The organism is Pseudoalteromonas sp. McH1-42, from assembly GCF_022347845.1.
GTDB lineage: Bacteria > Pseudomonadota > Gammaproteobacteria > Enterobacterales > Alteromonadaceae > Pseudoalteromonas > Pseudoalteromonas rubra_D.
The window spans coordinates 226,520-239,926 of the sequence record NZ_JAKRFU010000012.1 but is presented as its reverse complement, the minus strand read 5'-3'; the positions used below and the strand labels follow the sequence as shown (position 1 = coordinate 239,926).

At 45.0% G+C, this 13,407-nt stretch carries 8 protein-coding genes; 2 read left to right on the top strand and 6 right to left on the bottom strand.

The genetic code is table 11. The features are described from left to right. Positions 1-110 precede the first annotated feature (110 nt). From MHN31_RS12725 to MHN31_RS12710, 4 genes are all read right to left on the bottom strand, one after another. The gene (locus MHN31_RS12725; protein WP_125563932.1) at positions 111-2,810 is read right to left on the bottom strand and encodes a TonB-dependent receptor; all 2,700 of its coding nucleotides are present in this window, start codon (positions 2,808-2,810) and stop codon (positions 111-113) included. 759 nt (positions 2,811-3,569) lie between these two features. Continuing rightward, positions 3,570-5,486, bottom strand: coding sequence for a molecular chaperone HtpG (gene htpG / locus MHN31_RS12720; RefSeq protein ID WP_239444429.1), 1,917 nt, complete (start codon positions 5,484-5,486; stop codon positions 3,570-3,572). 169 nt (positions 5,487-5,655) lie between these two features. After that, positions 5,656-6,255 carry a recombination mediator RecR gene (gene recR / locus MHN31_RS12715; RefSeq protein WP_125563929.1) on the bottom strand — a complete coding sequence of 200 codons (600 nt, stop codon included), beginning with the start codon at positions 6,253-6,255 and terminating at the stop codon, positions 5,656-5,658. Positions 6,256-6,540: 285 nt separating this feature from the next. Beyond that, the gene (locus MHN31_RS12710) at positions 6,541-7,152 is read right to left on the bottom strand and encodes an ABC transporter substrate-binding protein (protein WP_138539583.1); all 612 of its coding nucleotides are present in this window, start codon (positions 7,150-7,152) and stop codon (positions 6,541-6,543) included. A gap of 235 nt (positions 7,153-7,387) precedes the next feature. On the opposite strand from MHN31_RS12710, the gene MHN31_RS12705 reads away from it, so the two are divergent. After that, a complete protein-coding gene (locus tag MHN31_RS12705) occupies positions 7,388-7,912 on the top strand; it encodes an acyloxyacyl hydrolase (protein WP_125563925.1) in 525 nt (174 codons plus the stop codon). A gap of 301 nt (positions 7,913-8,213) precedes the next feature. After that, positions 8,214-10,577: a TonB-dependent receptor gene (locus MHN31_RS12700; protein ID WP_239444428.1), complete on the top strand. Its 2,364-nt coding sequence runs from the start codon at positions 8,214-8,216 to the stop codon at positions 10,575-10,577. Between the two features lie 868 nt (positions 10,578-11,445). Here MHN31_RS12700 and MHN31_RS12695 read toward each other — a convergent pair. Continuing rightward, positions 11,446-12,942, bottom strand: a complete 1,497-nt coding sequence (locus tag MHN31_RS12695; protein ID WP_239444427.1) for a hypothetical protein — start codon at positions 12,940-12,942, stop codon at positions 11,446-11,448. Further along, positions 12,926-13,399, bottom strand: a complete 474-nt coding sequence (locus MHN31_RS12690) for a hypothetical protein (protein WP_194867377.1) — start codon at positions 13,397-13,399, stop codon at positions 12,926-12,928. Before MHN31_RS12690 ends, MHN31_RS12695 begins: the two co-directional genes overlap by 17 nt. Positions 13,400-13,407: the final 8 nt, after the last annotated feature.

Below are 13,407 nucleotides of genomic sequence, written 5' to 3'. Positions count from 1 at the left end.
GGACAGGCATGCCGCTATTGATACATACAAACTACACCTGTCTCGATCTTGCCATAAAACGGGCATAAAAAAGCCCCACTATTTAAGCAGGGCTTTTCCAAACAACAAAATTAGAAACGTAAGTTTGCACCCAGTGCAATCTTGCGCTCACCTACATAGCTCCATGCAGGGAAGTTGTGTTTCGTTTCTTCTTTCAACAGACCGTCAGAGCCAGAGATACCGATCTGGTAGCTGTCTTCTTCAAGAATATTTACAACTTCAAGCGTCAGGCTGATATTGTCGTTCACCTGGTAGTTACCAGTGAAATCCAAAGTACCGAAGTCCATGTGCTCACGTGAAGAGTAGAAACCCGTTTCACGGATCATGAACTCAGAACGCCAGTTATAAGCAAGACGAGCACCGAAGTCATCATTCTCATAGTAACCAACCAGGTTAACTGTGTGGTCAGAACTGTCTGAGAAACGGCCGATACGGTCATCGAAGTTTGTTTCTTCAGATGAGCTGTCTGCATACGTGTAGTTAACAATCGCACCGAAGCCATTGTCAAACGCGTGCTGAAGCTGAAGTTCAAGACCGATTACGTCACCACCGTCGCCATTAACACGGTTAACGATATTCCACACGTCACAGTTACATGCCGGGTCATTAATACCGATAGACTGATTTGGCGTGGTTGATGACGTTACGAATGTCTCGATGTCTTTGTAGAAGAACGTCGCACTTGCGAAGTTGCTGTCACCATAGTAGTACTCGTAAGACACGTCCAACTGAGTTGCTTTGAACGGCTCAAGACCTGGGTTACCAGTTACTTCTTGCTGGTCGTTCGGGTTTTCGTTGTCGTAACCACTCAGGCTAGAACGTGCAAACACATCCTGGTAGTTAGGGCGACTGATAACCTGTGCGATTGAACCTCTCAGGATTGTGTCTTCATCCAGGTCGTACGCGATATTGAAGCTTGGCAGGATATCTGAGTAATCAGCTTCTTTGTTAGACAGAGTCTTAGATTTCAGTGCATTACCGCCGTAGAAGTTACCTGAATCTGTGATACCTGTCACGGTGATGTCTGAACCATAGTAGTCACTGTTTACATCTGTAGAGATGTAACGCAGACCGAAGTTACCACGGTAGTTTTCACCGCTGAAATCAGCCATTACGTAAAACGCAAAGTTTTCTTCTTCAAGCGCGGCATAACCACTGCGGTCACGTACGTATTCGCTGAAGTTCTCCGCAGTATGGTTGAACATCGCGTCCAGGTGTGGACCTGGGATAGTGATGTATTCAAAACCAGCTTCGTTTACACCGTTGCCATATAATTGAGCAGGTGCGATATCAGCAATGTCCGCAATTACACTAGTTGGGTTATTTGGATCACTTAGCACAGGCGTACCATCTGCATTACGCTGAATGTTTGCCAGGCCTTTAAAGTTGTCTTCTTCAACCTTGTGGTTAGTGAAACGAGCACCAACGTGAACAGCAGTAATGATGTCATGGTCAAGCATGAACTTAGTATCAAGTTGTGCGTACGTTTCTTCATCTGTATTCGGCTGATTACGTACTGCCCATGCTGCTACGCCTGGGTTACCCTCATTCCAGTGACCAACGCGATAATCATTTTCTTTCAGCTGGATCTTGATACGCTTGCCCGTCATGTCAATCATGCCGTAGCGATCTTCATGAGAACCAATCAAACCACCATAGTTTGTTTGCGCTTCTGTACCACCCGTTGCTTCTGAACGACCGATACGACCAGAAATTTCGAACGTATCACGTTTGAATTCAAAGCCAAAATCAACCGTTTCAGATTCCATCTTCGCACGACGTGCAAAGGCTTGTAGCCAAGATGGGTTATCTGTAGGTGTTGCTGCCGTTGCTTCAGACAACATACATACGCCATCCGGGTTTTCGCCCAGGCAGTTTGCGCCAGCCTGGAAAATCCAGAAGCTGCTGTTGTTGTTGTTCGCTTCTAACTCAAGGTTCATATAAGTCAGATCGAATGACAGTTCATCATTTGGTGCGTACTGGAACGCTACGTTAGTTGCTGTTCTTTCACGCTCTTGCAGGAAGTAGTTAGCAGAAACTGCACCATTCCAGCCAGCAAGTGATTCGTTACCACGACGAACATAGTCAGTTTCCTGTACTGCTAATGCAGCAAGTACACCAAATGTTTCGTCATCGTTTTTATAGCTTGCAAGGCCACTGTAAGCAGGATCCCACTGCTCAGACTGGCTTGAATATACGCTCTTTACAGAAGCGAAAACGGTTCCGGAATCCAGGTCTAATGGTTTACGGGTTTTTACGTTAACCGTACCACCAACACCACCTTCAACAATGTTTGCTTGTGAAGACTTATACACGTCGATACCTGAGATAAGTTCTGGTGGCAACAATGTGTAGTTGAAGCTTCGGTCAATTGCTTGCTCTGTGTACCAACCTGTTGAAGCAACGTTCTGACCATTCAGAGTTGTCAAAGTTAGCTGGCTAGACGCACCACGAATAGATACTTGCTGGCCCTGACCAAACTGACGGCTAACAGCTACGCCTGGGATACGACCCAGTGCTTCACCTACGTCACTGTCTGGAAACTTACCGATATCTTCTGCTGATACCGCATCTACAACGCTGGTTGCAAATCGTTTAGTATTAACTGCTTCGGCCAATGAACGGCGGATACCGCGCACTTCAATGACTTCAACGTTTTCTTGAACGCCAGTCTGGTTATCTTCAGCAAACGCCACGCCTGTCACACCCGTACTTAGGATGAGGCCAACCTTAGCTGCCAGTAAGCTTTTTTTAAAATTATTAGCTAACACAGGATTCCCCTTGAATCATTTTGTTGGTTTTTAAATCACTTCTGCCCAGTGATGATGACAACGCTGTCATCTAATAACAAACCATACACCCAAAATTACAGATTCGCTACATCTTTTTTTGTGGCTTACATAAGATTTTTTCAACAAAATCCTAAGCCACTGAAATAGATAGAATAAATAATTTTGTGGTTATAGTTTGTTACAAACGAGAAGAATATATCACAAGCTATGCACTTTTTAACAGCAGTTGCGATGAGTTATGTAGAAGAATTGGACCTAATTAATAAACTAATCTAATTTAGGCAAGTTGTGCTGTCTGATTATTCCATAAACGTTCGGGCAGAAGCGGATTCAAGGTGATAATAGATCTCAATGACAACGCTGTCATTTTATCTTTTTCATCATTACTTTGTCCAGTATATTTGTGTGACAAATTTGCGAAGAAGCCTTTAAACTCGGTGTTGTAGGGCATTTCATCACTGCAAAACAAGTACTTAAACTGAGTAATGGGAATGAAAATTTGTCACTACCCTTTCTTTTTAGTTTAGATATGCATCATCGCCAATTAAATGATGTGGCTCATGTAGCGCTTTCACAGAGGAATGTGCCTTGATTACAAACGGGCAGACGTGCTTAAAACAAATGAGCAATGTACCACCCTATTTGATTCGCTTCCTGCACTGTGCCATTAAAGGCAACAAAAAAGCCCGGTCGAATTACTCGCCGGGCTTCTCAAAACACAATAATAACTGCGTTGAATTATTTACTCAGATCAAGCATTAGCTTATTCAGACGAGCAACGAACCCTGCCGGGTCTTTCAGACTGCCGCGCTCTGCAAGCAATGCCTGATCTAACAGTACCTCTGACCATTGAGCAAACTTATCTTCATCCTGCTCAACGTTCAGATGTTTAACCAGTTGATGCTCCGGGTTAAGTTCAAAAATTGGCTTAGACTCAGGTGCAGACTGACCAATTGATTCCATCAGCTTTTGCATTTGTGAGCTCATGTCGTGGTCATCAACAACCACACAAGCCGGAGAATCTGTCAGACGGTGCGTAAAGCGTACTTCTTTTACTTTATCACCCAGCGCTTCTTTGATGCGCTCAACCAAACCTTCTACCTGCTTTTCGCTCTCTTCCTGCGCTTTTTTACTTTCTTCGTCTTCCATATCACCCAGGTCTAAATCACCACGAGTAATTGACTGGAATGATTTCTCAGCAAACTCTGTCAGGTGGCTCATCATCCACTCGTCAACGCGATCTGACAGCAACAGTACTTCAATGCCTTTCTTACGGAAGATCTCAAGGTGCGGTGAGCTCTTCGCAGCTTCAAAGCTGTCTGCCACCACGTAGTAAATTTTGTCCTGACCTTCAGTCATACGCTCGATATACTGCTCCAGTGATACATTTTGCACACTCTCGTCAGTATGTGTCGAGCTGAAACGCAGTAGTTTAGCAATCGCTTCTTTATTTGCTGCATCTTCAGCCGGGCCTTCTTTGATAACCTGGCCGAACTCATTCCAGAAAGTCTGGTAGTCTTCTGCTTTATTCTTACCCATGCGATCAAGCATCTTCAGGATACGTGATGTACAGCCCTTACGGATTGCCTGAGTAACTTTGTTGTCTTGCAAGATTTCACGAGATACGTTCAGTGGAAGATCGTTAGAATCCAACAGACCTTTTACAAAACGCAGATAGCTTGGCATAAACTGCTCAGCGTCATCCATAATGAATACACGTTGTACGTACAACTTCAGACCTGTCTGACGGTCACGGTTCCACATGTCGAAAGGTGCTTTTTTAGGAATGTACAGCAAGCTGGTGTATTCCGTTTTACCTTCTACTTTGTTGTGTGCCCAGGTCAGTGGTTCTTCCCAGTCATGGCCAACATGCTTATAAAACTCTTTATATTCTTCTTCGCTAATCTCAGACTTATCACGTGTCCACAACGCCGTAGCACGGTTTATCCCTTCCCATTCACCAGGCTGAGCTTCAATTTTCTCGCCGTCCGGCCCTTCAGATTCAGGTACTGGCGCTTTGAACATTTCAACCGGGATAGAGATATGATCAGAATACTTAGTCACGATTGAACGCAGGCGGAAGTCATCGGCAAACTCCAGCTCTTCATCACGCAGGTGCAAAATAATTTCTGTACCACGCTCTGCTTTTTCGATATCTGCCAGCGTGTATTCACCCTCGCCTTTTGACTGCCACTCAACGGCCTGCGCTTCACCCGCTTTGCGCGTACGCACTGTCACTTCGTCGGCAACGATAAACGCTGAGTAGAAACCCACACCAAATTGACCGATCAACTGAGAGTCTTTTGCCTCATCACCGGTCAGGTTTTTAAAGAATTCAGCAGTGCCTGACTTCGCAATGGTACCCAAAGAGCTGATCACTTCGTCGCGGGTCATACCAATACCATTGTCAGAAATGGTCACTGTTTTTGCGTCTTTGTCGGCGCTGATACGTACACGCAGATCGGCGTCCCCTTCATACAGGTCACCGTTTTGCAGCGCTAAGAAACGCAGCTTATCAGCGGCATCCGACGCATTGGATACCAGCTCACGTAAAAAGATCTCTTTGTTTGAGTATAAGCTGTGGATCATCAGCTGTAATAGTTGCTTAGTGTTGGCACTAAATGAATGATTTTCTTTGGTATTTTCGGTAGTCATTTGGTACACCCTAACTTATTTGGTACACAATAGTAGTACATAGTTAATCAGTTAACTTGCGTTATGCTGAGGTATATTGTGCTGGGGAGATATTTTTCAAGAGTGATAAAGTAAAAAAATTGCGAATTGTATATATTCGGAGCAAGGAGAAAGCCCTTTCGGGCATTCATTAAATCGCTTTTCTGCCGCTAAACGCATGCATCAAAGTCATACCATCGACGAGTTCCAGCTCACCCCCAACAGGCATACCATGTGCGATCCGCGAGGCCGTCACATTGTGTTGATGACACATTTCACCAATAAAATGAGCTGTGGCCTCTCCTTCAACCGTCGGATTGGTTGCCAGGATCACTTCATTGATGTTGCCATTGCTGAGCGTTTTTTCCAGAACATCCATACCAATTTCGTTTGGACCAATCCCATCTAACGGTGACAAGTGCCCCATCAAAACAAAATACAACCCCTGGTACTGACCCGTTTGTTCAATTGCCAGTACATCGCTCGGGGATTCAACCACACATAACAACCCGGTATCCTGACGTTTAACGTTGCTGCAGATATCACATACCGGAGTTTCTGAAAATGTTCGGCAAGACTCACAATGACCAATCTTATCCATCGCCTGTAACAGACTCTGGCCTAACTGAGTGCCGCCACTACGGTCTCTTTCAAGCAGATGAAAGGCGATCCTTTGTGCTGATTTAGGTCCAATGCCGGGTAAACAACGCAAGGCTTCAACCAAAGCGGAAAGTGAGGGGGATAATTGCATAATAAAGCGTTCTTAAATTTGCTGACAGCGTTGCACAATGGTAACCAGACACTCGATGACATAACACCACTACGACGGCTATCTATGACACTGTTCATTGTCGTTCAATGGTAGCCATCTTACTATGCCTGGCACAGTAGCGACAAGCCTAAGATAAATCACGAATTAGGTATCACAGCACGTTAGGTAAAAAGAAAAAGGCGGGCAATCGGAGAAGATTGGATCTCATGGGTAAGAGTGAATACCCGCCTGAAGGACGCAAATTGTCTCTTTAATTCGTGCCAATTAACTCTTAGCTACCAGCTCTTTACTTACCTGATCGATACCTACTTCGCTGATCCGAGACGTAATTTCTTTTTGCTTTGCGCTAAGCAATGAGATGCTCTCAGCAACCAGATCATAGACCTGCCACTCTCCGGCTTTGTTTTTACGAAACTTGAATACAATGTCGATGGTTGGGGCATTGGGCTCAACTATCTCAGACTTAACTGAGGCAAATTTACTGTCGGCACTGACAACCGGTTCAATAAAATTGACCTGCTGACCTTTATAGCTCATCAGCGCATTTGCATACGTGTTTGCCAGATACTGCTCGACGGCATCGATAAACGTCACCGCCTGCTCGCGCTTTATCTCACGGACATGTTTACCCAACAGCTTAAAAGACACATATTTAATGTCGATATGCGGCATCAACTGTTCCCGTACCAATTTTTTCAGCTCAGCTTTCTTGTGCGCTTCTTCCAGGGTATTTAGCTTGCTGATATCCACAAACAGTTGATCACCAACCGACTTGATCAAGCCATAAGGATCGCTTTGTGTATCCGTCGCAGCAACGCTTTGTAGGCTGCCAAACGCCAGCAATGCCACCAGCATAAGTTGCAGTAGTTTTTTCATGATCCGCTCCGTTCTATGTTAATGAAGCTAGTTTAGCGCTAACTTTGCAGATGAAAAATACACAAATTAGCACCATATTAGTGCCACTTTGGCATCAATTGAATTTTCTATTAAAATCAAACACCTAGTTTTTTGGTGTCAAAAAGGCATCAATTAGTTTCTATTTGATGCCTTTTTAAAAGCAACGGACATCCAGACAATAAGGATATTCAATTCTACTGGGTTTGATTTCATTATGATCAGAGCAATTCTATTTCTGCTGTCACTACTTACTATTATTACTGCACCTGTATACGCGCAGCAGCATGGTTATGCCGTTCACTATATTCATGGCGAAGGCAGTGTCGACGGGATCAAATTAGCTTACCAATATCATCCGGAGCTGGACTTACCACAAGCCTGGCGTCACTTTGATGTACACTTCGAAAGCAGTATCAACTTCTGGCAGTATGGGGAAGAGAACCATCATGATGGCAATTTTGTTCTGGCGGTTTCCCCCGTGATCCGCTATCCATTCACGACCTTTAACGGTCACCCGGTGGCTCTAGAATTTGGCATTGGCCTGGCCTTACTGGATGATACCCAGTTTGCAGGTAAAGACGTCAGTACCCATTACCAGTTTGAAGACAGATTAGGGCTGGTGTATCAGATGGACAAAGCCAATGTTGCTATCCGCTATATGCATTACTCCAATGCAGGATTTAAAAGCCCCAACCCCGGGCTGGATTTTCTCTCCCTGTCCTACTCAGCGTATTTTTAAGCAATTTATGCCCTGCACTGTTCACTGGGCTGTAGCTCAAATAGCGAAAATGGGATGGTTCAATCATCTGATCCCTACGAAGAAAAGTCGCTACGAATTAACTTTATCAACCAGGGTTAGTTACCACTGAGCCGAATGTGCCTTCTGGTTCCCCATATTAGAGCCAGCCAACCTTGACAAACAGGCAGTTTATTCTAACCTCCAAAGATTAGAGTAAGTTAGTTGCTGACCATGTCATATCAGCGTTTTGATAGAGAAACACGTCATTGGCGCACTACAATCAGTAGGCTCAGGGAGACTTATGACCAGTAAACTCCCCGGCCAAACGTCAACAGCGTTCTTGCTATCATCCATTCTACTCATCAGTTCGCACAGCGCAGCACAAGATGATGAACTTGATACACTAATGGAGCTGAGCTTAGAAGACTTGCTCGATGTCACCGTGTCATCCGCTTCCGGTATTGAAGAAACACTGCGTGATGCTCCTGCGGCTATGGTGATCATTACTGCAGCAGATATCAGGCAACGCGGTTATACCAGCATTGATGAAGTGATCCTTGATCTTCCCGGGTTTGATAGCACAGTCACCAATGGTAATGGTGGCGTTATCACCTATCAGCGCGGCTATCGTACCCCGCTCACCCAGCGCACGTTAATGCTGGTCAATGGTATAGTCGATAATCACTTGTGGTATCACGAAGCCACCTTGTCAAAAAATTATCCATTGTCGAATATAGCGCGGATAGAAGTGCTGTATGGCCCGGTAGGTGCAGTGTACGGCCCCAATGCATTTCTGGGGATCATAAACCTGGTTACGTCCAATGCCCAAGAGACACATGAGAGTAATGATTTTTTTAAAGTGAATATTCAGTCTGGCAGCTATGACACACAAAGTGTTGATATTGCCGCGGGCGGCAACCATAGCAACCTGACCTATAATCTGTCAGCTAAATACTACTCGAGTGACGAAGCCGACATAGATGACCTGGCGCCCTGGGGGTTTGTCAGTAACGAACTATTGAGCAACCGCGATATCTGGGGACCTGTCATCTATGACACTGCCCTGTCCGCTAATTGCGAGGCGGATGGCTGTCCCCACAGCTCTAAATACAATGAGTTTGGTGCCTATCACGACCCACAACGGGAATGGGGCATTCTTGCCGATGTCGGGTTCAAAAACCTGACCTTAGGGATCATAGAATGGGATATGCGCCATGGCTGGGGTCCGCAATATCCTCATGACAGAGCGCAGCCAGCGGCGCAGTGGTATCGAAACTCTGAACAATATTACCTGCGACACACAAGCGCAATTAAAAATAACTTACAGGTAGATACCCTGCTGCTGAGCAGAAAAAGTGGCAATGGCGGTTACTGGGTCGAATCCTTCCCCGGCTCTACCGCTTTGACCGGTCCGGATGTGGTATCAACACTGACCATTTCACACTGGCGAACAAGTAATAAGAGCTGGCTGTTTAAGCAAGACTACGAGTTTGATTACTCTGAGCAGTTAAAGCTCAGCGGCGGCATTAAATTTGAGGATAAAGAACTCACCAAAGCTTACGACGCCTGCGGCTATTTTCCCGAAACCTTTTGCTCATCAGATACGCCTGAGACCGCCGGTGACGGGGTTGCGAGCAATAGGGACAGCACCATCAACATTCAGCCAGATACACTCAGTCGGATGCCAGACGAAAACCTCGCCAGTCTGACCGACAGAGGCGCATACATTCAGGCCATCTGGAATATCAATGACTGGCGGGTCAACGCCGGTGTAAGATACGACAAGAATAGTCTGTACGGCAGTACCACTAACCCCAGAGCTTCCGCAATTTATTTTCTCTCAGATAAATCAACCATTAAGATGCTGTACGGCACGGCTTTTCAGGAACCAGCCCCGATACAACTGTGGGGAGGCTGGAGCGGCCGCTCTGCCAACCCAGACCTGAAACCAGAAAAAGCCGAGAATTTTGAGTTCATCTATATGTATCAGCAGGACAACTGGCTGCATGACCTATCCTTGTTTACCGCCAGATACGACGACGTTGTGAAAGAAGAAGCAGAAAACGCCGGAAAGCGCAGCACCTATGGGCTGGAATATCGAGGTAAATTTGAGTTCAGTAACTTTATCCCAGACGCTGCCAATATCTCCGGTTATCTGTATTACACCCATACAAAAACCAAAAGCAGTGTCAGTTACGACCACACACTGGATCTGTGGGTTGGTCAGGGGATAGAAAATTGTCAGAACATCGCCCAGAGCCACACACTATCTTACGACCCTTGTCAGGATATGGATGCAGAGCTGGGAGATATAGCTCCACACAAAGTTAGTGCCGGGCTAAATGTACCAGTCAATGAAGCACTCAATGTCAACGTCAGAGCCAACTGGGTTTCAAGTAAACCGCTGTATTTGAGAAATACACTGCGCGCTAAAGACAGAAAAAATGACGCCTATTTAACACTAGATGCCAACATCATTTATCGGTACGAATCGATTGAAGTCGCGTTTAAGGTAAAAAATCTCTTTAATGAAATCTATTACCATTCCGGCGCAGAAGCCGCCGCAAGTGGCGATGATTTTGAGCAGCGTTCGCAAGGCTGGGCCAACTCCCTGATCCCTCAGCCCAAACGCAGCTTTATGCTATCTGTGAATATGCAGTTTTAGATAGCTCCTGACATCAAAAATCTGTCTAACCAACGGCTTTACCACAACACGCGGTCCCAGTCCCGTTTTGCACGAAACTACTATTAGCCTTATTGAGTAAATAGAACAAAGAATGTGCTATGCGTATACACTATTTAAGGAGCATTAAGTACTGAGGCTTGGGTGCGCCCGTGTAAGTAGGGATATTAGCGCAGGTCATTGTCCCGCCCTGATCGTCGTACATTAAAGTTACCTGCAAATCGTTTGTTAAAGAGGTAGTTGCCAGTGAAGTCCATAAGGAACAGGTTACAACACTGACCTCAGGTGTGCCTGCGGTATTACATATTCTTGTATAGTGATTTCTCCAACTACCATTAATGATGACATTATTGCTTGCATCAATATATATTGGTGATTTTACCATTACACCAGATATTCTTCGCCATCACATTCGCTGAAGCAAATGCAACCAACAACCATAGAATCATACTTCTCATCGTTTCATCCTCGCTCAAGATCGCACCAATCGGAACACTATATTTAGCAAATACACAAGCACACTAAGTGCCTGTCTCTTTCTATCAATATAGTACTTACTGCAACCGCACGAAGACGATTTATAGAATACAGAGAATAAAACTGGGCCCGAGATCCCCAAGCACTACTTCTATGCAAGCTAAGCCAGTAGTCGAGTCGAAATTTGATAAACAGGTGGCTTTTGGAAACCGAAAAGTGGCCTGGAAATCCCCTATAAACAGTTCCTGATTAGAATTTTTACTAACAGAAAACACTTTAACGAGGTGCAATACTTTGCTGTTCGAATGCATGAAATTGTTATCCGGTCACTAACTCAAGTCTCTGGATAAACTGAAAGTATCCAGTATTTCCATCAGGAGCCTGTCATAAGCATTTTCGCCTTTTGAATTTCAATTATTACCGTTCCTCTGATAGGGTGCTGTTCATTCTCGCAGAACTGTCTATAAGACAAGGACAAGGCACTTGGTATGCCACCTGTGTAGCTAATCGAATCTATCTCGAAGTCGCCTGAAATTTCGTTGCATCCTCGATCGGCACCAGATACTTCCAAACCCGCTTGTACGCCCTCTTGGAAAGGATGTCGGTGGACATTTTTGTAATGCTTAGCCTCAAATCGCTCCCCCTCAGGGGCTGCAATAGAGAATGACCAGCTCTCACCCTCTAATTCCATGTGCAAGACAAGCTCATCTTCAGTCCAAGTCTCGATGCTTATTTTTTCGGTTCCAGTGGTGAAGACATAATCCTTACCATCAGATATGTACTCACCAGAATTACCCAAGATAGCTATTGTGGCGAACTCAATTTCAATCGAGTCGCCTAAGTTTGCGTTAGTTGATGCTTCATTGTTTCGGTATGTTTCTTGTAGTAGATGTAAATCAGTTGATTTGGCCGAACCCCAAACCCTATCGACCATTACACGAGTGTCACTGTGCGTCCTATGAAAAGAATAACCAGGCCCAAAATCTGCGAAAGACACGGCAGCTTTTGTCCGTTCATCTAGTTGCGGGGATTGTATCGAGCGGATAATCTGCTCAAGTGATACAGCACTATTTGATGGCCATTGACGCGCTCCCAAGACGAGACGGCGTGCCAGAGGACCAATATTATATGAAAGACTGGGATTAAGAGGGTGAGTGACGGTGCGAACAGTGCCTCCCGGTTGCACCGAGAAAACAACCGGGTTGACTCCTCGAAATTGGTTCATGAACTTTAAATGAGCAGCGACATCTTTGAGGTTTTGTTTGGCCTTATCCGATAAAAGCGATACACCAGCTAAATCCACGGCGCTGCCTTCATAGCATGCGTCAATCAATAATGTGTAAGGAAGACCAAGTTCTATCAATTTATCGTTCAAACTTCCCACGTAAATAAGTTGATTGGCTAAGGCTTCTATATCAAAGGAATTTATCCTACTAGGGAGTTCGACATTCCCAGGTTGAAGGAAGTAGTTCCAAGCAATGCCTTCCCCAAAACCGTGCCCCACGTAGTAAACAATAAGGTATTCATTCTGACCTGTCGTGTCGATCTTTCGTTTAAGAGAATTCAGCACATTGAAAACGTCATCCTTACTGACGATACGACGATTATCAGAGCGCAGCAAAGTGGATGAAGCCAACCCTAAGTGTTTATCGAGTAGAGAATGAACAACCATTGCTGAAACGTGAGCACCACTGAAATCGACGAGGGCTGCAGCATCACGCTCCTTGTCACCCCTGGACTTATCAACATAATGACCGTTACTGACTAAGAGTAAGTGAACCTTATCGAATTGTGCACTTGTCGCCCATGCCGGCCAAAAACAAAAATAGAAGCATACAAGTAGGGCAAAGAACCTAAAATTTTTGTGCATCTACCGCCTCATCTATATGGGTTTTACTCAGAGAAATTATTCGCTCTATACGCAACTTAATCTTGTTAGCCGAGATGCGACTTTTCTCTAAATCCCGCAAATCGTCTTTCAACTTAACCAATTCAGACTTTACGGACTCGTTTTCCACCAAAATTAGTAAACCCCAATAAGCCTCCGAAAATGATTTTAGAGATTCCGACGATATCTTTTTGTCGATATCAATTTCCGCTGCAATACTTCCGAGAGTAACCGCCAGTGCCTTGTAGCTTTCGCGACGTTCATCCCACAGCTTGCGTTGGTACTCAACCTTAGAACGCATGTTGATAAGAGCTTGTTCTTTCTCAATCGATTCGTTCAAACCATGGATGTATATGACCACGCCAGATATGACGCTGAATCCAGCAATCACTGTACTAACTATGCTAATCCGAAAATTCAGGAGCTCGGCTCGTTCCATGCTCTGTC